We start from the raw sequence: 23,704 nt of genomic DNA on the forward strand, positions 1-23,704 counted from the left end.
GTAATAAGACGCAACCCCGATCCGGTCATCTGTGACGGGTCACACCGGCACCGTGAGCGTCGCCGTGTAGCCCCGCTCGACGCTGCCCGTGACCGTGGCCAGCTGCTGGTCGTAGCCGTCACTGAAGATGTTGTCCGTCTCCAGGGACAACTGGCCGAGGTTCCGCACGCTCTGGCTGTAGCCGTCCGTGGCGTACACCGTGTCGCAGATGTCCTTCGGCAGCGCGAGCTGGGAGGTGTTCGTGATCGCGGTGGCGGCGGTGGCGTCCGCCAGGCTGCCGTAGACCTCGAAGTGGATGTGCGGCCAGCGGCCCGGGTAGCAGGCCGGGAAGATGCTCTGGAACGTGACCCGGCCCGTGTCGTCGGTCTCCTGGACGCCCCGCAGGTAGTTCTCGTCGGTGACGCCCTCGGAGTACAGGGAGTAGTTGCCGTCCCGGTCGCAGTGCCAGAGGTAGACGGCGGCGCCCTGCTTGGGGGTGCCGCAGCCGGAGGCGGCGTCGACGACGGTGAGCGTGACGGTCAGGGGCACGCCCTCGGCGGTGCCGCCGGCCGAGTCGCCGAAGCTGGAGGTGATGTCACTGCGGACGACACCGCTCTCCTTGAGGACGTTCACGCCGTTGGAGCCGTCGCCGGGGTAGGGTCCGGCGGTCTCGTTCGGGATGGTGGAGCACTCGGTGGACGACGTGGCGGACGAGGAGGTCGAGGAGTCCGAGGAGGGGGAGCTCGGTGAGCTGCCGCCGGTGGCGGTGTCGTCCTTGGCGGAGCAGCCCAGGAGCGGCACCAGGCTCGCGCCCGCCATCAGCCGGATCATCCGGCGGCGGGCGAGGAGGGGCAGGTCGTGGGAGAGCCCTCGGTCGTGCTCGTGGACCTCGTCGTCGTGGTGTCCGTGCATCGCTGTCCCCTTGCTGGTGTGGTGTGGTGTGGTGTGGTGGTGTCGTGTCCGCCGCTCGACTCGATGCGGCAGACGCTAGGAGTGGCAGCTGTGGGAAACCAGCGCGGGGGCTGTCGACCCGCTGTCGACTCGCTGTCGGTTTGCCGGGGTCCCCGTACCGGCCCGCCGTCCCGGCCGCTCTCGGTACGCTTGCGCCCATGTACGGCTACGACCAGAACGTCGGTGCCCAGCAGGGCTACGTCCCCCCGCAGCAGATGCCCGGCGGGTACGGACAGCAGCAGCCGCCGCTGTACCCCGAGCCGTCCCCGCCCTCGCTCGCGGACGCGGTGCGTGCCTTCACCACCGGCCAGATGTCCGCGGAGGACTTCCAGCAGGTCTTCGCGACGTCGAAGGTCTACTGCCCGCGCGGTGACAACCCCGGCTTCCTCGCCCTGCACAACACCCAGCAGCCGGTGATCCCGATGTTCACCTCGCTGAAGGAGCTGCGCCGGTACGCGGGCAAGGAGTCCAAGTACTTCGTGATCACCGGCGCGGAGGTGATCGACCTGCTGCCGACCGGGTACGGCTTCGTCCTCGACATGGAGGGCGAGCACCGGATGGTGTTCGACGCGAAGGCGGTCGAGGAGATGGTTGATTTCGCCATGCGGCGGATGTACGGCTAGCCGTCCGGTCGACGTCGGCGGTCCGGAAACCCCCTGATTGTCTCCCTGATTGTCGCGCCCATGCCATAAGCTGCCCGGCAGCCGTGCAGCGATGCGGCTGGGAGGAGGCCCGGAGGGAATGCCCTCCGGGTCTTCGGCGTTCCAGGTGGCAGAAAGTTCAACGCTCAACTAAAGTGGAGCGCACGTCGCCCAAGGAGGTACCGACATGCCCGCAGTGACCGTCGAGAACCCGCTGACGCTGCCCCGCGTGACCGCGCCGGCCGACGCCGTGGCACGTCCCGTGCTCGCCGTCACGACCGCGCCGAGCGGATTCGAGGGTGAGGGCTTCCCGGTGCGCCGGGCGTTCGCGGGGATCAACTACCGCCATCTCGACCCGTTCATCATGATGGATCAGATGGGTGAGGTGGAGTATCAGCCCGGGGAGCCGAAGGGGACCCCGTGGCATCCGCACCGCGGCTTCGAGACCGTCACGTACATCATCGACGGGACCTTCGACCACAAGGACTCCCAGGGCGGTGGCGGCACCATCACCAACGGCGACACCCAGTGGATGACGGCGGGCTCGGGCCTGCTGCACATCGAGGCGCCGCCGGAGCACCTCGTCATGTCGGGTGGTCTCTTCCACGGTCTGCAGCTGTGGGTGAACCTTCCGGCCAAGGACAAGATGATGGCCCCGCGCTACCAGGACATCCGCGGCGGCAACGTCCAGCTGCTCACCTCCCCCGACGGCGGCGCGCTGCTCCGCGTCATCGCCGGTGAGCTGGACGGCCACGCCGGTCCCGGTGTCACGCACACGCCGATCACCATGATCCACGCGACGCTGGCGCCGGGTGCGGAGATCACGCTGCCGTGGCGGGAGGACTTCAACGGGGTCGCGTACGTGCTGGCGGGGCGGGGTGCGGTGGGCGCGGAGCGCCGCCCGATCCACCTGGGCCAGACGGCCGTCTTCGGCAACGGCGGCTCGCTGACCGTCCGCGCGGACGAGAAGCAGGACTCGCACACACCGGACCTGGAGGTCGTCCTCCTCGGCGGGCAGCCGATCCGTGAGCCCATGGCCCACTACGGCCCGTTCGTCATGAACACCAAGGACGAGCTGATGCAGGCCTTCGAGGACTTCCAGAAGGGGCGGCTGGGGACGATACCGGCGGTGCATGGGATGTCTGAGGGCGGGCTGTAGGTCTCGCCAGGTACCACACATGAAGGAGCCCCTGTCCGACCATGAAGGAGCCCCTGTCCGACCATGGAAGGGGACTCCTTCGCGCTTTTTCGCGGCGCAACAGCGGTCGACGAGCGCCAGCGGCCCCAGGGAACGGGCGTTGGTGGCTCCCTGTACGAGCGCTTGGAAAGGGGCTTGATGCCCAGTTCGTTGTGGACTTCGCGTACGCAGGCTTGCACGGGGATAGACCAGTTCGGTGAACCGTACGAGGTCGGAGCCTGGCAAACGCGAAACGATCACGGCGAGTGGAAGCCGCCCCTACGGGTCCTGGGCCACGGCTGGGCGGCGCCCACGTGCGGGGGCGAGCGAGACATCGACCGCACGCGGGCCAACGCAGCTGGCGCATCACCGGACACGGTGAGCCGATGGCCCACTACGGCCCGTTCGTCATGAACACCAAGGACGAGCTTGAGACGGTTCCGGCGGTGCACGATATGACGGAGAGTGGCCCGCGCGACTGATGCCCTGACGACCCGTCACCCGGCCGGGCGGTCCGCGCAGGACAGCCCGGTCGTCGCGTGGTCGGGTGGGAGGCGTGCATCTGCTTCCCGTTCCCGTACGGCGGTTCGCCGCCTGGTGTGCGGTCGTGCTGCTGGCCGCCGCCGTCGGGTGGGTCGGGGTCCTGCTCTGCGCTGTGCTGCGCACGGCCGTCGTGCCGGTGCTGCTCGCGCTGCTCGGGAGCGCCCTGCTGGGGCCGATGTACCGGCGGCTCGTCAAGGTCGGCGTCAACCGGTCCGTCGCCGCCGCGCTCACCTGCGTCGCCGTGGTGGCCGTGGTCGGCGGGGCGGTGTACATCGTGGTCGCCGCGCTCATCGACTCCGGTGAGCAGATCATCGGCTCGCTGCGGCGGGCGGCGCAGGACATCGCCGAGCGCTTCGGGGCGGTCGGCACCTCGCTGGACGACATCGCCGCCAACGCACGTGAGCTGCTGAGCCGGTTCGGCCAGACGGCCGCCTCCGGTCTGATCAGCGGGGTCAGCGTGGTCGGCGAGACCATCGCCATGGCCGTACTGGCGCTGCTGCTCGTCTTCTTCTTCCTGCGGGACTCCCACCGGGCCTCGGGCGGTCTGCGCGCGCTCGCCCCGCGCGGCACCGCCGACACCGTCGAGGCCATGGCGCGGCGGGCCTTCCAGGCCGTCGAGGGGTTCATGCGCGGGACCACCTTCATCGCCTTCATCGACGCCGTGTGCATCACGGTCGGGCTGCTGGTCCTGGACGTGCCGGGCGCGGTCGGCCTTGGGGCGCTGGTCTTCGTCGGCGCGTACATCCCCTACCTCGGCGCGTTCATCTCCGGCGCCGTGGCCGTGCTGGTCGCGCTCGCCGACCGGGGGTTCGTCATCGCGCTGTGGGCGCTCGGGGTGGTGCTCGCCGTGCAGATGCTGGAGGGGCATGTGCTGCAGCCGATGATCCAGAGCCGGACCGTGCAGATGCATCCGGCGGTGGTGATGCTCGCGATCACCGCGGGGGCGTCGGTCGCCGGGCTCCTGGGCATGCTGCTGGCGGTGCCGCTCACCGCCGCCGCCTTCGGGGTCGTGCACGAGCTGCGGGCGCGGTACGGAACTGCCCCCGAGCCTTCGAAGCCGTAGCCCGGGCCGGTCGGCCGTACGCCCCGTTACGGCTTCGGCTGCCCGTCGGGCTCGGCGTCCCCGCCCGAACCGTCCGGCTCGTACAGCTCGAACCAGATGCTCTTGCCCTCGCCCCGCGGATCCACCCCCCACGCGTGCGCCAGCAGCTCGATCAGCATCAGGCCGCGCCCGGAGGACGCCAGTTCCCCGGGTCTGCGCCGGTGCGGCAGGTCGTCGCCGGCGTCGGTGACCTCCACCCGTATCCGCCGCGCGCCCGGCTCCCCGGCGATCTCGGCGACCAGCAGCGCGTCGGTGTCGGTGTGCACGAGGACGTTGGTGAGCATCTCGGACAGCAGCAGCACCGCCGAGTCGACCTGGTCGGCGCTGCTCCAGTCGTGCAGCAGCTCGCGCAGCTGCTGCCGGGCCACGGCGACCCGCTCGGGTTCGGCCTGGGCCACCGTCAGCATCGTGCGCCGCACTCTTCGCGGCCGTACGGTCACGGTGTCGCCGCAGCCGCAGCCCTCGGCCTCCCGGCACAGCAGCAGGACGGCGATGTCGTCCTCGCGCCGGTCGGCGAGCGGGCCGGTGGTGTGGTGGGAGGACGGGCCGTGCACGGCCTGGACCAGGGAGTCGGCGAGCTCCTCCAGGTCGCCCTTGTGCTCCTCCAGGATGGTGCGGATGCGCACCCAGCCGGTCTCCAGATCGTGCCCGCCGGTCTCGATCAGACCGTCGGTGCAGATCAGCATGGTCTCGCCGGGTTCGAGGACCAGCTGCGTGGTGGGGTAGTCGGCGTCCGGGTCGATGCCGAGGGGCAGCCCGCCGGCCGTCGGGCGCTTCAGGACGGTGCCGTCGGCCATCCGGATCGCCGGGTCCGGGTGCCCGGCGCGGGCGATGTCCAGCACGCCGGTCTCCGGGTCGGCCTCGACGTACAGGCAGGTCGCGAAGCGCAGGTCGGTGGGGTCCTCGTCGGTGGTGGAGATGCCGTGCAGGAAGCGGGAGGCGCGGGACAGTACGGCGTCGGGGCGGTGGCCCTCGGACGCGTACGCCCGCAGGGCTATCCGCAACTGGCCCATCAGGCCCGCCGCCCGCACGTCATGCCCCTGGACGTCCCCGATGACGAGGGCGATCCTGCCGCTGGGCAGCGGGATCATGTCGTACCAGTCGCCGCCGACCTGAAGCCCGCCGCCGGTGGGGATGTACCGGGCGGCGACGCTCATGCCGGGGATCTCCGGGCCCAGCGTGGGCATCATGGAGCGTTGCAGGCCGTCGGTCAGCTCCCGCTGGGACTCGGCGGCGCCGGCCCGGGTGAGGGCCTGCGCGAGCATCCGGGCGACCGTCGTCAGCACGGACCGCTCGTCCGGTGTGAACGCCACCGGATAGGCGAAGGCCGCCATCCAGGCGCCCATGGTGCGCCCCGCGACGGTCAGCGGCAGAAAGGCCCACGACTGGCGGCCGAACTGCTCGGCGAGCGGCCAGGTGAGCGGGTAGCGGGCCTTGTAGTGCTCGGGCGAGGAGAGATAGACGGCACGGCCGGTGCGTACGACCTCCGCCGCCGGATAGTCCGTCGCCAGGGCCATGTGCGAGAAGGGGCCCTCGTCGCCGGGCCGGTGACCGTGGTGGCCGATGATCGTCAGCCGGTCGCCCTCCACGCCGAAGACGGCGAGCCCGTCCGGGGAGAAGCCCGGCATCGACAGCCCGGCCGCCACCCGCAGTACCTCCGCCGTGGACCGGGCCTCTGCCAGCGCCCGGCCCGCGTCCAGCAGGAACGCCTCCCGGGAGCGCCGCCAGTCGCCGGTGACGGTTCGGCGGTCCGCGGGGGTGCCCGGCGAGGGGTCGGTGACCTCCTGGAGGGTGCCGATCAGCTCGAAGGCCCTCAGTTCGCGGTCGTAGCTCGGCTTGGACCGGCTGCGGACGGTACGGATCACCCGGCCCCGCTCGTCCATGATCCGGACCCGCACCTCGGCGAGCGTGCCCTCGGCGGCGGCGAGGCCGACGACGCTGACGATCTCGTTCCAGTCCACGGGGTGCAGCCGGGCCCTGACCTGGGCCTCGGTAAGGGTCGCCTGCTCGACGGGCAGCCCGAGCAGCCGAGCGGCCTCGGCGTCCACCGTGACCAGCTTCGTGGCCGTGTCCCAGTGCCACAGGCCGGTCGCGAGGGCGGCGAGGACCTGACCCACGGCGGGCAGGGGCTCACCAGTGCGCATTGCCCCACTCTAAGAAGAAGTGATCGAATGCTGCCACCCATGCCGTACACCGGTCATCGTGGAGAGGCCGTTCCGGGCGGCCGGTACCCTGGGGGTGTTTCACGTGAAACGACCCCGATCTGCGAAGGCTGGATGAACGACGATGCATCGGTACAGGTCCCACACCTGCGGCGAGCTCCGCGCCTCTGACGTCGGCACCGACGTCCGGCTGAGTGGCTGGCTGCACAATCGGCGCGACCTGGGCGGCATCCTCTTCATCGATCTGCGCGACCACTACGGCATCACGCAGCTGGTCGCCCGGCCGAACACGGCCGCCTACGAGGCGCTGGACAAGCTCTCCAAGGAGACTGTCGTCCGCGTCGACGGCCAGGTCGTCTCCCGTGGCGCCGAGAACATCAACCCCGACCTGCCCACCGGCGAGATCGAGATCGAGGTCGGCGAGGTCGAGGTGCTGGGCGCGGCCGCCCCGCTGCCCTTCACGATCAACACCGAGGACGGGGTCAACGAGGAGCGGCGCCTGGAGTACCGCTTCCTGGACCTGCGCCGCGAGCGCATGCACCGCAACATCATGCTGCGTACGGCGGTCATCTCGGCGATCCGGCACAAGATGACGGCGCTGGGCTTCAACGAGATGGCGACGCCGATCCTGTCCGCCACCTCCCCCGAGGGCGCCCGCGACTTCGTCGTCCCCTCCCGCCTGCACCCGGGCAAGTTCTACGCCCTCCCCCAGGCCCCTCAGCAGTTCAAGCAGCTGCTGATGATCTCCGGCTTCGACCGCTACTTCCAGATCGCGCCCTGCTTCCGCGACGAGGACGCGCGCGCGGACCGCTCGCCGGGCGAGTTCTACCAGCTCGACATCGAGATGTCCTTCGTCGAGCAGGAGGACGTCTTCCAGCCGGTCGAGAAGCTGATGACCGAGCTGTTCGAGGAGTTCGGGGGCGGCCGCCATGTCACGTCCCCGTTCCCGCGGATCCCGTTCCGCGAGGCGATGCTCAAGTACGGCTCCGACAAGCCGGACCTGCGCGCCCAGCTGGAGCTGGTGGACATCACCGACATCTTCGAGGGCTCCGAGTTCAAGGCGTTCGCGGGCAAGCACGTCCGGGCGCTGCCGGTGCCGGACGTCGCCGCGCAGCCGCGGAAGTTCTTCGACCAGCTCGGCGAGTACGCCGTCTCGCTGGGCGCCAAGGGCCTGGCGTGGGTGCGGGTCGGCGAGGACGGCACGCTGTCCGGCCCGATCGCGAAGTTCCTGACCGAGGACAACGTCGCCGAGCTGACCAAGCGGCTCTCGCTGGCCGCCGGGCACGCCGTGTTCTTCGGCGCGGGCGAGTTCGACGAGGTCTCGAAGATCATGGGCGCGGTGCGGGTCGAGGCCGCGAAGCGGGCCGGGCACTTCACGGAGGGCGTGTTCCGCTTCTGCTGGATCGTCGACTTCCCGATGTACGAGAAGGACGAGGAGACCGGCGCGATCGACTTCTCGCACAACCCGTTCTCGATGCCGCAGGGCGGCCTGGAGGCGCTGGAGACCCAGGACCCGCTGGACATCCTGGGCTGGCAGTACGACATCGTCTGCAACGGCGTCGAGCTGTCCTCCGGCGCGATCCGGAACCACGAGCCGGAGATCATGCTCAAGGCCTTCGAGATCGCCGGGTACGACCGGGAGACCGTCGAGGAGAAGTTCGCCGGCATGCTGCGCGCGTTCCGCTTCGGCGCCCCGCCGCACGGCGGCATCGCGCCCGGCGTCGACCGCATCGTGATGCTGCTGGCCGACGAGCCCAACATCCGCGAGACCATCGCGTTCCCGCTCAACGGCAACGCGCAGGACCTGATGATGGGCGCTCCGACGGAGCTGGAGGAGGCCCGGCTGAAGGAGCTGCACCTGTCGGTGCGCAAGCCGCAGCCGAAGTAGTCCTGCTGAGCGCGGGTGGCCCGGAACCGACGTCGGTTCCGGGCCGCTTTCGTATGCAGGTCGTACGCAGTTCGTAGGCAGGTCGTATTGAGAGCCCTCGGCTCACCTCGCCACGAACTGCGTGAGGATCGCCTGCACCTCGTAGATGTCGACGCCCTTGGTGAAGGTCTTCTGGATCGGGGCCTGGGAGCCGGAGAGCCAGATCTTCAGTTCGGCGTCGAGGTCGAAGGTACCGGCGGTCTCGACGGCGAAGTGGGTGATGCTGCGGTACGGGATGGAGTGGTACTCCACCTTCTTCCCGGTGATGCCCTGCTTGTCGACCAGGATCAGACGGCGGTCGGTGAACAGGATGGTGTCGCGGATCAGCAGGTACGCGGCGTGCACCTGCTCCCCCTGACCCAGCAGACGTGCGTAGTCCTGCTGGGCGGCGCTTGGATCGATGCTGTGCGCGTTTCCGAACAGTGCCATGGATGGACCCCCCACTCAGTGTCCGTGATTTTGGCCGGTCACGGGATCTTGGCCAGGTATACCTGGTGAGTGAGGGGTCCGAGAAGGGCTGTTACGCGGCTGTTCCGCCGCCGAAGCGCTCCTTGTACGTCTCCAGGTCCTCGTCCGTCAGCTTGGCGAACAGCACCGGGGGGACGGTGAAGGGGGTGCCCGCCGGGACCGAGGTGAGGGACTTCGCCTCGTCCTCGGTGATCCAGGGCGCCGTGTCGTCGGGGAGGGTGAAGACCGTGCGCATGGTGGCGGCCGTGGCCGGGATGAAGGGCTCGGAGACCACCGCGTAGAGGTGGATGAGGTTCATCGCCGTGCGCAGGGTGAGGGCGGCGCCGTCCTTGTCGGTCTTGATCTCCAGCCAGGGGGCCTTCTCCTCCAGGTAGGAGTTGCCCGCGGACCACAGCGCGCGCAGTGCGGCCGCGGCCTTGCGGAACTGGAGGGCCTCCAGCTGCTCCTCGTACTCCGCGAGCAGGCGCGCGATCTCCTCGCCGAGCCTGCGCTCCGGCTCGCCGGGCGCACCGCCGGCGGGGACCTCGTCGCCGAAGCGCTTCTTCGAGAAGGACAGGACGCGGTTGACGAAGTTGCCGAGGGTGTCGGCGAGGTCCTTGTTCACCGTCGCCGTGAAGTGCTCCCAGGTGAAGGACGCGTCGTCCGACTCGGGGGCGTTGGCGATCAGGAAGTAGCGCCAGTAGTCGGCGGGGAGGATCTCAAGGGCCTGGTCGGTGAAGACGCCGCGCTTCTGGGAGGTGGAGAACTTTCCGCCGTAGTACGTCAGCCAGTTGAAGGCCTTGACGTAGTCGACCTTCTTCCACGGCTCGCGCACGCCCAGCTCGGTGGCCGGGAACATCACGGTGTGGAAGGGGACGTTGTCCTTGGCCATGAACTCGGTGTAGCGGACGGTGTCGTCCACGTCGTACCACCAGGACTTCCAGTCCCGGTTCTCCGGGTCCTGGTCCGACCACTCCTTGGTCGCGCCGATGTACTCGATGGGCGCGTCGAACCAGACGTAGAACACCTTGCCCTCCGCCGCGAGGTCCGGCCAGGTGTCGGCGGGGACCGGGACGCCCCAGTCCAGGTCGCGGGTGATCGCCCGGTCGTGCAGACCCTCGTTCAGCCACTTGCGGGCGATGGAGGAGGCCAGCTGGGGCCAGTCGGCCTCGTGGCGGGAGACCCACTCCTCGACCTCGTGCTGGAGCTTGGACTGGAGCAGGAAGAGGTGCTTGGTCTCGCGGACCTCCAGGTCGGTGGAGCCGGAGATCGCCGAGCGGGGGTTGATCAGGTCGGTGGGGTCGAGGACGCGGGTGCAGTTCTCGCACTGGTCGCCGCGGGCCCTGTCGTAGCCGCAGTGGGGGCAGGTGCCCTCGACGTAGCGGTCCGGGAGGAAGCGGCCGTCGGTGGGGCTGTACACCTGGCGGATCGCGCGCTCCTCGATGAAACCGTTCTCGTTGAGCTTGCGGGCGAAGTGCTGGGTGATCTCGACGTTCTGCGGGCTGGAGCTGCGGCCGAAGTAGTCGAAGGCGAGGGCGAAGCCGTCGTAGATCGCCTTCTGGGCGTCGTGCGCCTGGGCGCAGAACTCGTCGACCGGGAGGCCCTGCTCCTTGGCGGCGAGCTCGGCGGGGGTGCCGTGTTCGTCGGTGGCGCAGATGTAGAGGACGTCGTGGCCGCGCCGGCGGAGGTAGCGGGCGTAGACGTCCGCCGGGAGCATGGACCCCACCATGTTGCCCAGGTGCTTGATCCCGTTGATGTACGGAAGGGCGCTGGTGATGAGGTGTCGAGCCATCGGGGGCTGCTCCCAGGTCGCTGCGTGTTTACGAACCTTGAAATCGTAGCCGACATGGGTGGGCCGCCCGCTTCTCGTTTTACGGGGTGAGAGGCGGGCGGCCGGGGGTGGGGATTTCCGCGGACGCTACGGCGGACGCTACGGGCGCCAGTTTGCGAGGACGCCCTCGTAGAACTCGGTGTCGGTGAGTTCCTTCGGGGTGGGGCCCGCGTGGAAGAAGGACGTGTTGCCGGTCTTCAGTTTGCGGAGGTAATCGAAGGCCTTGTTGTCGTGTTCACCGAAGGCGACGAAGGCGAAGTGGATGTGGGGGTGGGTTTTCGCGGCGTTGGTGAGGGACTGGGTGGCGGGGGTCTTGGCGTCGGGGGCGCCGTCGGTCTGGAAGATCACGAGGGCGGGGGTGCCGGGGGTGGTGGTCCTGTCGTGGTGGGTGAGGACGTGCTCGACGGCGACGTGGTAGCTGGTACGGCCCATGCGGCCGAGGGAGGCGTGGAGGGTGTCGATCTTGTTCTCGTGGTCGGGAAGGGTGAGTTCGCCGGTGCCGTCGACTTCGGTGGAGAAGAAGGTGACGTGGACCGTTGCCTCGGGGTCGAGGTGGGCGGCGAGGGCGAGGGTCTGCTCGCCGAGGGCCTGGGCGGAGCCGTCCTTGTAGTACGGGCGCATGGAGGCGGAGCGGTCGAGGACGAGGTAGATCTTGGTGGGGGTGGTGGTGGGGCTGGTGGCGGTGGTGAGGTCGTGGGCTTTGAGGGTGGTGGCGGCTGCGGTGTAGGCCGTGCGGAGGGTGGGGGGTACGGGGGTGTCGTGCCCACCCGCACCACCCGTGCGGCTTTCGTCGTCGGGTGCGGGTGGCCCCTGTGGGGTGTCCTCGCCGTTGGCGGGTGCGGGTTCGGGGGTGGGGGCGGCGGCCGGGGTGGGTTCCGGTTCGGTTACGGCTTCGGGCGCGGGCGCGGGCGCGGGCTCCGGCTCCGGCTCCGGCTCGGTTGAGTCGACCGGGGCGGGGGGCTCGGGCGCCACCGCTTCCGCCGCGACCTCGGCCTCCGGCCGCGACATCGCCCCGCCCTCGGCTACCGCCGCGGTCTCCGGCTGCGCCTCGGTCGTCGGGTCGGCTTCCGGAGTGGTCGGCGTGGTGGCCTCAGGCTGGGCCTCGACCTCGGCGGCGGTCTGCGGCTTCGCCGCGACCTCTGCCTCGGCTTCCGGCTGCGGCGCCGACTCGGCTTCGGGCGTGACGTCGGCCTGGGTCTTTGTCTCCGGCTCCGCCTCGACCTCAGCTCCGGCCTCCGGCTCGGGCTGCGGGGTGGGCCCGGCCGCCTCGGCCTCGGCCTTGGTCTGCGGCTCGGGTTGCGAGGTCGGCGCGGTGTCGGTCGCGGCTTCCGGCTCCGCGTCCGCTTCAGTCTCCGGCTCGGTGTCGGTCTTGGCTTCGGGCTTCAGCCGCGCCTCCGCTTCCGTTGCCGGAACGGCGGCCGCTTCGGTTTCCGCCTCGGTCAGGGGGGCGGGCTCGGTGGCGGTCTGCGGCTTCACCGTGACCTCTGCTTCGGCTTCCGGCTGCGGCGCCGACTCGGCTTCGGGCGTGACGTCGGCCTGGGGCTTGGTCTCCGACTCCGCCTCGACCTCGGCCCCGGCCCCGGCCTCCGGCTCGGGTTGCGGGGTGGGCTCGGCCGCCGCCTTGGCCTTGGGCTCCGGCTCGGGCTGCGAGGTCGGCGCGGTGTCGGTCGCGGCTTCCGGCTCCGTGTCCGTTTCGGTCGTCGGGTTGGCTTCCGGTGCGGTCGGCGCGGTTGCCTCCGGCTCGGTCGTCGGCTCAGGTGTCGCCGCGAGGTCGGTGTCCGGCTTCGGCTCTGCCTTGGTCTCCGGCGTCTTGGTAGCCGCCTCTGCGTCGGCCTCCGGCTTCGCCGTCTCGGCCTCGGCCTCCGGCGTCTCGGTCGCCGTCCCCGCCTCCGGCTCCGGCGTCTCGGCCGCCGCCTCGGGCTCTACAGCCGACGCGGCCTTCTCCGTGGCCGTCGGGTCCTCCGTGGCCGTCGCCTTCTCCGTGGCCGTCAGTTCTTCCGCGACCGTCGGCTTTTCCGCGGCCGTCAGTTCTTCCGTGGCCGTCGGGTCCTCCGTGACCGTCGGCTTTTCCGGGGCCGTCAGTTCTTCCGTGACCGTCGGCTCCGCGACCGTCGGTTGGGAGGGAATGCCCCTTTCCTCCCGGTCTCCCGGTGCGGCCGAAATTGGCTGGCGTGTGGTCGGGTGGGGGACCGTCACCCTGTCGAAAGCCGCCGCCACCAGGTCGTGCTCCTCGCGGGGTTCGGGGACCCGCGGCGTCGGGGTGGGGGTTGGTTGTGGCTGCGTGGGGACACCCTCTGCCTCGGGCTTGCGGCCCTTGCGGGAGCGGCCGAATGCGTTCCGCAGGAGAGTGAGAATGCCCATGTGCGCAACCCTTCGCGTGAGTTGATGCCCGTCAATCCCTGGCCAGGACGGACACGTAAGGTTAGCGGCCCGGGGAGGGTCGACGGCGTCCGCGTCAAGGGTTGGTCCAAGACGTGCTCGGCACAGACCTCAACTCCTTGACAGATGCCTCGGGTTCATGTGGCGTTCATTCGATCGCTCCGCTCTCGCACAAACGTGCTCCTACCGTCCGTCACGCTGGATTCAAGGGGAAGCAAGGGGAGTAAAAGTGCGCAACCTGCTGCCGATTATCAGAACGAATGACTCGCATGCGGGCGGTCGGTCCGCTCTGACCTGCCGTTTCCGCTGTGGTGACGCCTGCTTCCACGAGGTGCCCAACACCACCGCCAACCCGTACGTCGGCGACGTCATCGCCGGCGCCCTGAGCCGCCGCAGCGTGATGCGTGCCGCCGCCGTCGTCACCGCGGCCGCCGCCGCGGGCACGGCGGCCACCGTCGCCGCCGCCCCGCAGGCCGAGGCCGCGCCCGCCGACCGCTGGCACAAGCCGGGCAAGCCGGGCAACAAGGGCGCTCGCGGTCTGCGCTTCACGCCCGTCGCGCCGAACACCCACGACACCGTGACCATCCCCGAGGGGTACGCCCAGAACGTCGTCATCCGCTGGGGCGACCCCATCCTGCGCGGCGCGCCCGCCTTCGACCCGGAGAACCAGACCGCCAAGGCCCAGGCCGGTCAGTTCGGGTACAACTGCGACTTCCTCGCGCTGCTGCCGCTGCCCGGCGAGCGCAACCGCCAGATCCTCGTCGCCAACCACGAGTACACCGATGAGATGCTCATGTTCCGCGACTACGACGAGGACAACCCCACCCGCGAGCAGGTCGAGATCGCCTGGGCCGCGCACGGGCTGTCCGCGGTCGTGGTGGAGGGCGACCGGAGGACCGGCAAGCTGACGCCCGTGCCGCGGCATCACCTCAACCGGCGTGTGACCGCCACGACCGAGTTCCGGCTCACCGGCCCGGTCGCCGGGTCCGACCTGGTCAAGACCTCCGCCGACCCGACCGGCACCAAGGTCCTCGGCACCCTCAACGACTGCGCGGGCGGCGTGACCCCGTGGGGCACCACCCTGCACGGCGAGGAGAACTTCAACCAGTACTTCGCCAACGCGAGCCGTGCGACGGACAGGCGCTACGGCATGCCCACCGGCGGCAGCGGCCGCAAGTGGGAGCTGTTCGACAAGCGGTTCGACGTCGCCCAGGAGCCCAACGAGCCGCACCGCTTCGGCTATGTCGTCGAGTTCGACCCGTACGACCCGACCTCCACGCCGCGCAAGCACACCGCCCTCGGCCGCTTCAAGCACGAGGGTGCGACCGTGCGCCTGACGCACGACGGCCGTCCGGTCGTCTACTCCGGTGACGACGAGCGCTTCGACTACTTCTACAAGTTCGTCGGCAGCAAGCGCATGAAGAAGGGCCACTCCCGCGCCGTCCGCGAGCACAACCTGTCGCTGCTCGACGAGGGCACCCTCTACGTCGCCAAGCTCACCGGTGACTCCCCGGCCATCGAGATCGACGGCACCGGCAAGCTGCCGCGCGACGGCGAGTTCGACGGCTCCGGCGAGTGGATCCCGCTGGCCACGGCGACCGCGGACGGCGCGGTGTCCCACGTCGAGGGCATGACCGCCGAGGAGGTGTTCGTCTTCACGCGGCTCGCCGGTGACAAGGTCGGCGCGACGAAGATGGACCGGCCCGAGGACATCGAGCCCAACCCGCACACCGGCAAGGTGTACCTCGCCCTCACCAACAACAGCGCCCGAGGTGTCGGTTCGAACGCCAAGGCGGACGAGGCCAACCCGCGCAACGCCAACAAGCACGGGCAGGTCCTGGAGCTGACCGAGCGCTGGAACCGCGCCGATGCCACCAAGTTCGCCTGGTCGCTGTTCCTCGTCGCCGGTGACCCGGACGACCCGGCCACCTACTTCGCCGGCTTCCCGAAGGACCAGGTCAGCCCGATCTCCTGCCCGGACAACGTCGCCTTCGACCGGTACGGCAACCTGTGGATCTCCACCGACGGCAACCGCCTGGGCTCCCACGACGGCCTCTTCGGTGTCGCTACGCGCGGTGACCGGCGCGGTGAGCTGAAGCAGTTCCTGACCGTGCCGATCGGCGCCGAGACCTGCGGCCCGATCATCCAGGACCGCCGCGTCCTGGTCGCCGTACAGCACCCGGGCGAGGTCGACGGCGCGTCCGTGGAGAACCCGGCCAGCACCTGGCCCGACGGACCCGGCACGTACGTCCGCCCGGCCGTCGTGGCCGTGTGGCGCAAGGACGGCTGCGACATAGGCGCCTGACCGGCTGCCCGCGGCCGGCGCCTAGGCACGGGGTGTGGCGATGGCTCTCGCCGCCGCCACCTCCTGCCGCAGCGGCTCCAGGACGCTGCCCGCCGGGCCCGTGAGGCCGGTGCGGACGGGCGTGAGGGTCTCCGCCTCGCGAAGGCCCTCGGACAGTTCCCTCAGCTGCCGGGCCACCTGATCGATCTCTGCCTTCGACGGCGGTGCGGATCCGTGTCCGATGCGGACCCGTGCCGCCGTCGTCGCGTCCACGATGCGTTCCACGGCGATCACCAGCGGCCACCACGCGGCGGCCCGGCGGCCGGTGGGCGGGGGTTCGGTGAGGGCGCGCTGGAACTCCGTACGGATGCCGGACAGGTCGCGGTACAGGCGGCGGCGCATCCGGGCGCGGGCCGCGGGGTCCGCCGTGGCGGCGAAGGCCGTCTCGACGTAGCGGGCCGTGTCCGCCACCGCGTCGGCGAGGCGGTCGCCGACCCGGGTGCGCCAGCTCTCCGGCCACAGCAGATACCCGGCGGTCAGCGCGATCGCGCAGCCCATGAGGGAGTCGACCAGGCGGGGCAGCAGCAGGCCGGTGCCCTCCTGGTTGAGGATGTCGGACAGGAGCAGGATCACCGGCGTGATCGCCGCGGTCTGATAGCCGTACCCGCGTGGGGTGAGCGCCGGGATCAGCGGGGCGAGCAGCAGCAGGACCGGTACGTCCCACCAGCCGCGCGGCACCTCCGAGAGCACCGCCGCCGCGACGACCAGCCCGGCGACCGTGCCGAGCGCGCGCAGCAGGGCGCGGGAGAAGACCGAGCCGAAGTCGGGCTTGAGGACGAAGGTGATGGTCAGGGCGACCCAGTAGGAGCGCGGGACGGGGACGAGGGAGACCAGGGCCTGGGCGATGCCGATGCACAGGGCGAGGCGCAGGCCGTAGCGCCAGGAGCCGGCCGACAGGACGGTGTTGCGGGCGGCCCCGGCGGTGCGGACGCCGAGCGAGGCGGGGCCGCCGAGGTCGTCGATGCCGTACGGGTCGACGTCCGGCGCGGTGACGACGTCGGCGGCGTGCCGCAGGGCGTGGTCCACCGCGCGGGCGCTTTCGGTGGCGGGCGTCGGCAGGCGGAGCCGGAGCGGTTCGGTACGGCCGGTTTCGACCGCGTCGGCGAGGGCGTGGATGGCCGCGGGCACCTCGGGCGGCAGCGGCCGTCCGCTGAGGTGGGAGGCGGGGGCGGCCTCGACGAGCGGGGTGACGGCGTTCAACTGGGCGACCAGACGGGTCAGTTCGGGGCTGCGGCCGTGATGGCGGGCGCGGTGGGACAGGACCAGGTCGTAGGCCTCGTTGAGGGCGAGGGTGGCGGAGTGGCGGGCGTCGTCGTAGGCCACCGCGGAGTCGGCGCCGCAGACGGCGAGCAGATCGGCGACGGCCCGGTAGGTGCCGGCGACGGCGGCGCGTTCGGGGACGCCGGAGCGCAGCGGCCAGGCGAGCAGCGCGAGGAGCAGCACGAGCAGCCCGCCGCCGGACAGCAGCAGCGGCGCCGTCCACCACTCGCCCGGCAGCGGCAGCCCCGCCCCGATGACGGCGTTCAGCAGCAGGAGCAGCCCGGAGACGGAGGCGATCGCGCCGATCGTCGAGATCATCCCGGAGACCAGCGCGACGCCGGTGACGGTGGCGACGGCGACCCAGCCGTGGCCGTGGACGAGGGTGCCGAGGGTGACGCCGACGGCGCCGAAGAGCTGCGGCACGGCGATGGTCAGCACCCGCAGCCGGTACGCGGCGGCCGTGTCGCTGATGACGCCGGACAGGGCGCCCATGGCGGCGAGGGCGCCGTAGGCGGGGCGGTCGACGGTGAGCCCGATCGCGAGCGGCAGCGCCAGCGAGACGGCCGCTCGGGCGACGGCGGGCCGGTTGACGGGCGCCGGCTGCGACCGGAGGTTCCTGACCAGCCAGTCGGGCGGTGTGAGACTGACGGGGAACTCGCGGGCCATGGGGCCATTATGGCCGTTTGATCACGTCCGGTCAGGAGCGGCCGGTTCCGCCTGAGCGGGACAGAGCGGGACAGAGCGGGGCTGAGCGTGACGGAGAGGCGCTAGGCGTCCACTCGGGCCAGGAACTCCCTCAGCGCCGCGTTGAAGTCGTCCGGGCGTTCCAGGTTCGGCATGTGGGCCGCGCCGTCGATCACGTGGAGGGTGGAGTCGGGCAGGGCCGTGTGCATGGCCCGGGCGTCGGACACCGGCGTGTACGTGTCGTCCGCGCCGACCACCACCAGGGCCGGGACCGTGACGCGGGTCAGCAGTTCGCGGTAGTCGGGGCGTTCGGCCCGGCCGCGCAGGGCCGCCGCGGCGCCCTCCGGCGGGGTGCCGGTCATCATGCCGTGGACGTGGGCCTTGACCTCGGCGGACGCGTACGGGGCGACCATCTTCTCCAGCACCTCGTCGGCGTACCCCCGCATGCCCTCCCGGAGCAGCCGGTCCGCCGTCGCGGTGCGGGCGCGTCTGCCCTCGGGTGTCTCGGCCGCCGGGAAGGTGTCGGCGAGGACCAGTCCCCGGACGCGGTCGCCGAAGCGGGCGTAGCACTCCATCGCGATCTGGCCGCCCATCGACAGCCCGGCCAGGACGTACGACTCCACCTTCAGCTCCTCCAGCAGGGCCCCGATGTCCTGCGCGAAGACGGAGAGCGGGGTGATGCCGGGGGTGACCGGAGACGCGCCGTAGCCCCTCAGGTCGGGGGCGATGACGCGGCGCTCGGCGGCGAACGCCTCGATCTGCGGTGCCCACATCGTGTGGTCGAAGGGGTGGCCGTGGACGAGGACGAGGGGCGGCCGGGACGGCGTATCGGCGCCTTTGTCCTCGTATGCGAGGAAGGAGGTCATGTGGTCGACCCTAGGTGGGCCCAACTCCTCGGTGCAATAGGATCTTTGCTCTCGGTGCAATCCGGATCCGGCGAGGGTGGGGCGACGTGGACGACTATCTGGCGCTGGCCGACCGCATCGCCGCCGACATCGCCGCCGGGCGGCTCAGGCCAGGCCAACGGCTGCCGCCGCAGCGGGGTTCGCGCGGCGGCGCGGGATCGCCGCGTCGACCGCCGGGCGGGTGTACGGCGAACTCGTGCGCCGGGGACTGGTGGTGGGCGAGGTCGGGCGCGGCACCTTCGTGCGGGCCGCGCCGACGGCGCCAGGGGGCCGGGCGCTCACCGAGCCGTCGACCGCCGCCCCCGTCAACCTCGAACTCAACTACCCCACCGCGCCCGGCCAGTCCCGTCTCCTCGCCCCCGCCCTCGCGCCCCTCCTCGACCCCGACACCCTCACCGAGGCCCTCCGCCCGGCCGCCGCCACCGGCACCGCCCCCGCCCGCGAGGCCGCCGCCGGGCTCCTCGGCTGCCCCGACCCGGGACGGCTGCTGTTCACCGGCAACGCCCGGCAGGCGATCGCCGCCGCCCTCGCCTCCCTGGTCCGGCCGGGCGGCCGGGTCGGTGTCGAGGAGCTGACGTATCCGCTGGTGAAGGAGATCGCCGCCCGGCTCGGCAGCACACTGGTCCCGCTGGCCATGGACGAGGACGGGCTCCTGCCCGAGTCGGTGAGGAGCGCCCACCGCAGCGCGCCCCTGTCCGCCCTCTACGTCCAGCCGACGCTGCACAACCCGACGTCGGTGACGATGAGCGAGGAGCGCAAGCGCCACGTCGCCCAGGTGGCAGTGGACTTGGAGATCCCCGTCGTCGAGGACCGCATCTGGTCCTTCCTCCGGCCCGAGCCGCCCCTCGCCGTCCACGCGCCGCACCTCACGCACGTCGTCGACGGTCTGTCCAAGCGTGTCGCGCCCGGACTCACCGTCGGTTTTCTCGTCGTACCGCCGGGACGGGTGGACGCGGTGGCGGGGGCGATCCGGTCCGGGGGGTGGAGTGCGGGGCGGTTCGCGCTCGAGGCGGCGGTGGGGTGGCTCGGGGACGGGACCGTGGAGCGGCTGGTGGCGGCCAAGCGGGCGGACGCGGCGCGGCGGCAGCGGATCGTGCGGCGGTGGCTGGGCGACTTCGCCGTACGGAGCGACCCGGGGGCCTATTACGCCTGGTGGGAGCTGCCGCCGCCGTGGCGGGCGGACACCTTCACGGCGGCCGCCGCCGCGCACGGCATCGCCGTCACGCCCGGGACCGCCTTCGCCGCGGGCGCGAACCGCACGCCGGACGCCGTCAGGCTTGGGCTCGCGTCGGCTGCTGAGGCGGAACTGGAGCGGGCGTCACGGGTGCTGGCCGACGTCGTGCGAGACGGCCGTAACGGCCGGTGACCCAGGCGGTCAGCGCCACCGCGAGGCCCAGGCCCACGAGCAGCCAGGACGTGGTGCGCAGGGTCGCGGTGAGGGCGTCGTAGACCGCGCCGGCGGCGGGCCGGGAGACCGAGGCGGGCAGGTCGGACAGGGTGAGCGCGCGGCCGACGGCCACGGCCGCGCCGAGCAGGGCGCCGCCGAGGGCCGTGCCGAGGGCGGTGGCGGCGAGCGCGCGGCGGCGGCAGGTCGCGACGGCGATCCCGGCGACGGCGAAGGTGACGGCCGCGACCGGCAGCCAGAGGGCGGCGACTTCCAGCACGTCGTATCCCTTTCGGAGCCGGTCCAGAGCGTCGGGCGCGAGGACCGCGACCTCGGTGTGGCGGACCGGGATGTGGTGGGCCAACGGCACGTTGTCGTTGGCGAGCTGGTGCTTGATGCGGGTGGTGACCGGGGCCAGGTCGACGGTGACGGGGGCGGCGCGCGGGTGGTTGTCGTCGCGCAGGGCGCGCAGCACGGCGTCGTGCACGGCCCGGTTCGCCGCGTCCCAGCCCGCCCGGAAGGCGTCGGTCCGGGTGAACGAACGCGCCGTGTCCCGCACGAACGGGCCCAGCGCGCCCCGCGTGCCGTCGATCCGGTGCGCCACCTCGTCCCCGACGGTGTCGGCGACCGCCTCCCGCACGGCCGGGTCACCGGCCAGCGGCGCCATCGTGCGGACGTAACGGCCGGTGTCGGTCAGGCCGTACGCCGCCCAGGCGGCCAGCGCGCCGAACGGGACCAGCAGGCAGCACAGGGCGATCAGCGCGGCGGACAGGGCGCCGCGCAGGCGGGGGGCGTGTGCTGGTCCGGGGGACACCCCTTCAGACAACGGCCTGGGGGCGGGCGGTGCGAGCGGTACGCCTGCAATCGGGTGTATGTGCCGAGTCGTGGTGGCGGAGCCGGGGTTTCGCTCTCCGGTGGAGGGCTGGGCCGAACGGGTGTTTCCTGGAAGGGAAGCGTTTCTCGGGCCTCGTCGGACGACCGGGGCGTGCTGTCCGTCGTCCGGTGAGTGGAGGGATGAGGGAAGGCGTGGACCCCGGCCACCAAGCCGGGGTCCACGCGCAAGACGGTCTGGGCCGCACACCCGACCAAGCCCCACCCCTCCCGCCCGCCGCGCAAACTCACTCAGCCGGGTGAACATCACCAACTGGGCTGGATTCGGGACGGGTTGCCTGCCCTACGCTCAGCGCAACACAACCGCAGACATGTGACGGCCCTCGCCGGGACGGGCAATCCCGGAGCGAGGGCACGGTGATCGGCAACGACCTCGCTCAGCACCGCGAACTCTCGCTGGTCGCGATGGGCCTGGCCCTGCACATCCAGTCGCTGCCCACGGGTGCCCGCGTCGACATCAAGACCCTCGCCGCCCGCTTCCACGAAGGCGCCACCCGCATCGCCGCCGCCCTGCGCGAACCGGAGGCCCACGGCTACCTGCGCCGCGTCCGCGAACGCATCCCCGGCGGCCGCATCATCACCCGCACGATCTCCTGCAACCAGCCCGGCACCCGCCCGAGCCCCCGCCCGCCGCGACCCGCTGAACCGAAGCGACCGGCCCTCCGCAGGACCCTCCCCGCCGTACCCAAGCCGATCTCCCCCTCCCCGGCCCTCCTCCAGGCCGCCACCGACCTCCTCGCCGGCCTCCGCCGCCACGACCCCGGGCTGCTGCTCTCCGCCTGCGACACGGCCCACCTCGCCCCTGGCGTCGCCGCCTGGCTGGAACGCGACGTCACCCCCACCGCCGTACGCCACGCCCTGACCACCGACCTCCCACCCGAAGGCCTCCGCCGCCCCGCCGCCCTCCTGGCCCACCGCCTCACCGCGCACCTGCCGCCCCCACCCCCGTTCCGCGCCCCCGCCCCACCACCGGAAGCCGTACGTCACCCCCGCCAGACCTGCGACGGCTGCGACCGCGCCTTCCGCGCCCCGAACCGGGCCGCTGCCGCGACTGCCGCACGCCAGTTGCCACGGCTGCCTGACGCCGTCCCGTCCCCTTCCCTATGAAGGCAGTTCGCGAACGAGGGCCTCGACCCGCGTTCCTGCCCGGCGATGGCCTGCCGCGATACGGCGACTAGGCGCCAGGGCCCGTGTCCTCGTGCGTGTAGTAGCGGTAGAACAGCACCACGAACACGGCCCCCGCGATCACCACCGACAAGGCGGCCGAGCGCAGCACGCTGGGGCCGGTCTGGTTGTACAGGAAGCCGAACGCGACGCCCCAGAACGCCGCCCAGGCCAGCGCGTGTGCCCCGCGCCGCAGCCGCGCCGCCGCCTGGCGCACGACGGCGTACACCACGACGAACACGAGCGCGGTGACAAAGCCGAACAGCAGGTTCCAGCCGGTGATGGGGCCGCCGCCGCGCCGGTTCGCCGCGGCCCAGTAGCCGTAGAGCAGCCCGACGCAGATCGGTACGGCCCAGTGTGCGATGGCGTGCGTGCGCGGGCTGAAGATGTCGGGTGTGCGGGTGGCGCCGGGCCGGGTGGCGGGCGCGCCGTGCGGGCCGGTGGCGGGCACGGGGGCGCCGGGCGGCCGTGCGCCGGGCGCGGGTGCCGCGTGAGCCATGGGTGCACTCCTCTCTCCTCGCCCCCGCCTTCCAGGGCACACCGCGGGAGGGCGGGCGGCAAGTCGGGTGGCCGGGGTTCGGATGCGCACGGCACGAGGGCGTGTTTCGCTGTGGTGCATGACCAGGCCCGTGACCGGGGGCGGCGGGATGCACAGCCTGCTCGACCGGTATCCCCGCGCCGGGCGCCGGGAGGCCCTGCCGCACCAGATGCTGCGCGTGCGCGGCCGCAGCGTCGCCTGGGTACCGCCGCTGCTGCTCCTGCTCGGGATCGCGGTGGTGGACGTCTTCACGCCCGACGACTTCCGGATCATCTCCTGGATCGTGCTGGTGCCCGGTATCGCCGCCGCGATCTGCGGGGTGTGGGCCACGGCCGCCTTCGTGGTGCTGTCGCTGCTGACGTACCTCGTCGTGGACAGCGCCTGGCCCGACGAGTTCCATGTCGGGCTGCCCGACCTCATCCTGATCGCGCTGGGCGGCCTGCTCGCCACGGCGGCCTGCGCGGTCCGCATCCGCGGCGAGGAGCGCATCCTGCGCATCCGGGGCATCGCCGAGACGATCCGCCGCACCGTCCTGCGCCCGCTGCCCGCGCGGTGGGGCGGCCTCGACCACGCGGCGGTGTTCCTGGCCGCCGACACCGACGCCCGGGTCGGCGGCGACTTCTACGACATCCAGCCGGGCCCGCACGGCACCCGAGTCCTGGTGGGCGACGTCCAGGGCAAGGGCCTCGGCGCGGTGGAGGCGGCGGCGGCCCTGCTGGGCACGTTCCGCGAGGCCGGCTACCACGAGCCGGACCTCGCCACGGTCGCCGAGCGCCTGGAGGCACGCATCCGGCGGCACCGGGACCACGTCGCCGCCCTCGGCCGCGCGGACTTCGACCGCTTCGCCACCGCCGTACTGCTCGGCTTCCCCCCGGACGCGACGGACGCGGTGGACGTCGTCAACTTCGGCCACGACCCCCCGCTCATCGCCGGCCCACAGGGCGTGCGCACCCTGCCCGCGGGCGGTGGCCTCCCCCTCGGCCTGGGCGACCTCGTCCCCCGGGGTGCGCCCACCCTGCCCCCGGTGCGCAGATTCCCCTTCGTGGCGGGCGAGACCCTGCTCCTCACCACGGACGGCGTCACCGAGGCCCGCGGCCCGGACGACACGTTCTACCCGCTGACCGTCGAGGTGACCCGCGCCGTCACCACCGACCCGCGCACCGCGAAGCCACGGCGCCTGGTGGCCTTCGTACGCGACGGGGTGCTGCGGCACTCGCGGGGGCATCTGGAGGACGACACGACGGTGTTCGCGGTGCGGAGGATCCACAGCGACAGCGGGTCGGGGTGAGGGAGACGATCGACGGCACATCGCGGCACTTCCGGCACAGCGCCTGGGTGGGCGTCCGCCGTCCCGGGTCCGGCGGGCGGCGCAGCGGTTACGGTGCTGACGTACGT

15 protein-coding genes and 3 pseudogenes are annotated in these 23,704 nt (G+C 71.9%); 9 read left to right on the forward strand and 9 right to left on the reverse strand.

Annotated elements, in window-relative coordinates:
* Positions 1-39: 39 nt before the first annotated feature.
* Positions 40-891: an intradiol ring-cleavage dioxygenase gene (locus tag KWI83_RS22020; RefSeq protein WP_218516094.1), complete on the reverse strand. Its 852-nt coding sequence runs from the start codon at positions 889-891 to the stop codon at positions 40-42.
* A 197-nt stretch (positions 892-1,088) separates the two neighbouring features.
* On the opposite strand from KWI83_RS22020, the gene KWI83_RS22025 reads away from it, so the two are divergent.
* From KWI83_RS22025 to KWI83_RS22040, 4 genes and pseudogenes are all read left to right on the forward strand, one after another.
* Positions 1,089-1,553, forward strand: coding sequence for an SseB family protein (locus KWI83_RS22025; protein WP_141312208.1), 465 nt, complete (start codon positions 1,089-1,091; stop codon positions 1,551-1,553).
* A gap of 205 nt (positions 1,554-1,758) precedes the next feature.
* Positions 1,759-2,730, forward strand: coding sequence for a pirin family protein (locus KWI83_RS22030; RefSeq protein WP_218516095.1), 972 nt, complete (start codon positions 1,759-1,761; stop codon positions 2,728-2,730).
* 398 nt (positions 2,731-3,128) lie between these two features.
* A pseudogene (locus tag KWI83_RS22035) lies at positions 3,129-3,230 on the forward strand (pirin family protein); the annotation flags it as partial.
* Between the two features lie 74 nt (positions 3,231-3,304).
* Positions 3,305-4,354, forward strand: coding sequence for an AI-2E family transporter (locus tag KWI83_RS22040; protein WP_218516096.1), 1,050 nt, complete (start codon positions 3,305-3,307; stop codon positions 4,352-4,354).
* Between the two features lie 26 nt (positions 4,355-4,380).
* Here the strand turns inward: KWI83_RS22040 and KWI83_RS22045 are convergent, their stop codons facing one another.
* Positions 4,381-6,537, reverse strand: a complete 2,157-nt coding sequence (locus KWI83_RS22045) for a SpoIIE family protein phosphatase (RefSeq protein WP_218516097.1) — start codon at positions 6,535-6,537, stop codon at positions 4,381-4,383.
* Positions 6,538-6,679: 142 nt separating this feature from the next.
* On the opposite strand from KWI83_RS22045, the gene aspS reads away from it, so the two are divergent.
* The gene (gene aspS, locus KWI83_RS22050) at positions 6,680-8,443 is read left to right on the forward strand and encodes an aspartate--tRNA ligase (protein ID WP_218516098.1); all 1,764 of its coding nucleotides are present in this window, start codon (positions 6,680-6,682) and stop codon (positions 8,441-8,443) included.
* A 102-nt stretch (positions 8,444-8,545) separates the two neighbouring features.
* Here the strand turns inward: aspS and KWI83_RS22055 are convergent, their stop codons facing one another.
* From KWI83_RS22055 to KWI83_RS22065, 3 genes are all read right to left on the reverse strand, one after another.
* Positions 8,546-8,911 (reverse strand): PH domain-containing protein, encoded by a 366-nt coding sequence (locus tag KWI83_RS22055; protein ID WP_218516099.1) that lies wholly within the window; start codon positions 8,909-8,911, stop codon positions 8,546-8,548.
* A 91-nt stretch (positions 8,912-9,002) separates the two neighbouring features.
* Positions 9,003-10,721 carry a methionine--tRNA ligase gene (metG, locus tag KWI83_RS22060; RefSeq protein ID WP_218516100.1) on the reverse strand — a complete coding sequence of 573 codons (1,719 nt, stop codon included), beginning with the start codon at positions 10,719-10,721 and terminating at the stop codon, positions 9,003-9,005.
* Between the two features lie 138 nt (positions 10,722-10,859).
* Entirely contained in the window at positions 10,860-13,121 is a 2,262-nt protein-coding gene (locus KWI83_RS22065) for a VWA domain-containing protein (RefSeq protein ID WP_218516101.1), read from the reverse strand.
* Between the two features lie 247 nt (positions 13,122-13,368).
* Between KWI83_RS22065 and KWI83_RS22070 the strand changes: the two genes are divergently transcribed.
* Entirely contained in the window at positions 13,369-15,444 is a 2,076-nt protein-coding gene (locus KWI83_RS22070) for a PhoX family phosphatase (protein WP_218516102.1), read from the forward strand.
* A gap of 21 nt (positions 15,445-15,465) precedes the next feature.
* Here KWI83_RS22070 and KWI83_RS22075 read toward each other — a convergent pair whose 3' ends face one another.
* Both KWI83_RS22075 and KWI83_RS22080 read right to left on the reverse strand, forming a co-directional pair.
* Positions 15,466-17,409 (reverse strand): FUSC family protein, encoded by a 1,944-nt coding sequence (locus tag KWI83_RS22075; RefSeq protein WP_218516103.1) that lies wholly within the window; start codon positions 17,407-17,409, stop codon positions 15,466-15,468.
* Positions 17,410-17,510: 101 nt separating this feature from the next.
* A complete protein-coding gene (locus KWI83_RS22080; RefSeq protein ID WP_218516104.1) occupies positions 17,511-18,293 on the reverse strand; it encodes an alpha/beta fold hydrolase in 783 nt (260 codons plus the stop codon).
* A gap of 86 nt (positions 18,294-18,379) precedes the next feature.
* Between KWI83_RS22080 and KWI83_RS22085 the strand changes: the two are divergent.
* A pseudogene (locus KWI83_RS22085) lies at positions 18,380-19,698 on the forward strand (PLP-dependent aminotransferase family protein).
* Here KWI83_RS22085 and KWI83_RS22090 read toward each other — a convergent pair.
* Positions 19,604-20,530: a hypothetical protein gene (locus tag KWI83_RS22090; RefSeq protein WP_308122130.1), complete on the reverse strand. Its 927-nt coding sequence runs from the start codon at positions 20,528-20,530 to the stop codon at positions 19,604-19,606. The pseudogene KWI83_RS22085 and the gene KWI83_RS22090 sit on opposite strands and share 95 nt — an antisense overlap.
* A 335-nt stretch (positions 20,531-20,865) precedes the next feature.
* On the opposite strand from KWI83_RS22090, the pseudogene KWI83_RS22095 reads away from it, so the two are divergent.
* Positions 20,866-21,689 (forward strand): annotated as a pseudogene (locus KWI83_RS22095) (helix-turn-helix domain-containing protein).
* A gap of 92 nt (positions 21,690-21,781) precedes the next feature.
* Here the strand turns inward: KWI83_RS22095 and KWI83_RS22100 are convergent.
* Positions 21,782-22,270 carry a hypothetical protein gene (locus KWI83_RS22100; RefSeq protein WP_256362626.1) on the reverse strand — a complete coding sequence of 163 codons (489 nt, stop codon included), beginning with the start codon at positions 22,268-22,270 and terminating at the stop codon, positions 21,782-21,784.
* Between the two features lie 118 nt (positions 22,271-22,388).
* Here KWI83_RS22100 and KWI83_RS22105 point away from each other — a divergent pair, with 118 nt between their 5' ends.
* Entirely contained in the window at positions 22,389-23,597 is a 1,209-nt protein-coding gene (locus KWI83_RS22105; protein ID WP_374106345.1) for a PP2C family protein-serine/threonine phosphatase, read from the forward strand.
* The last annotated feature ends 107 nt before the right edge of the window (positions 23,598-23,704 follow it).

Source organism: Streptomyces sp. TRM70350 (assembly GCF_019219825.1).
In the GTDB taxonomy this organism is placed as follows: domain Bacteria; phylum Actinomycetota; class Actinomycetes; order Streptomycetales; family Streptomycetaceae; genus Streptomyces.

Coding starts and splice junctions, on each gene's coding strand:
- aspS (WP_218516098.1), top strand. CDS start 6,680: ATGCATCGGTACAGGTCCCACACCTGCGGCGAGCTCCGCGCCTCTGAC.
- KWI83_RS22075 (WP_218516103.1), bottom strand. CDS start 17,409: ATGGCCCGCGAGTTCCCCGTCAGTCTCACACCGCCCGACTGGCTGGTC.
- KWI83_RS22100 (WP_256362626.1), bottom strand. CDS start 22,270: ATGGCTCACGCGGCACCCGCGCCCGGCGCACGGCCGCCCGGCGCCCCC.
- KWI83_RS22020 (WP_218516094.1), bottom strand. CDS start 891: ATGCACGGACACCACGACGACGAGGTCCACGAGCACGACCGAGGGCTC.
- KWI83_RS22045 (WP_218516097.1), bottom strand. CDS start 6,537: ATGCGCACTGGTGAGCCCCTGCCCGCCGTGGGTCAGGTCCTCGCCGCC.
- KWI83_RS22065 (WP_218516101.1), bottom strand. CDS start 13,121: ATGGGCATTCTCACTCTCCTGCGGAACGCATTCGGCCGCTCCCGCAAG.
- metG (WP_218516100.1), bottom strand. CDS start 10,721: ATGGCTCGACACCTCATCACCAGCGCCCTTCCGTACATCAACGGGATC.
- KWI83_RS22105 (WP_374106345.1), top strand. CDS start 22,389: ATGACCAGGCCCGTGACCGGGGGCGGCGGGATGCACAGCCTGCTCGAC.
- KWI83_RS22025 (WP_141312208.1), top strand. CDS start 1,089: ATGTACGGCTACGACCAGAACGTCGGTGCCCAGCAGGGCTACGTCCCC.
- KWI83_RS22080 (WP_218516104.1), bottom strand. CDS start 18,293: ATGACCTCCTTCCTCGCATACGAGGACAAAGGCGCCGATACGCCGTCC.
- KWI83_RS22030 (WP_218516095.1), top strand. CDS start 1,759: ATGCCCGCAGTGACCGTCGAGAACCCGCTGACGCTGCCCCGCGTGACC.
- KWI83_RS22055 (WP_218516099.1), bottom strand. CDS start 8,911: ATGGCACTGTTCGGAAACGCGCACAGCATCGATCCAAGCGCCGCCCAG.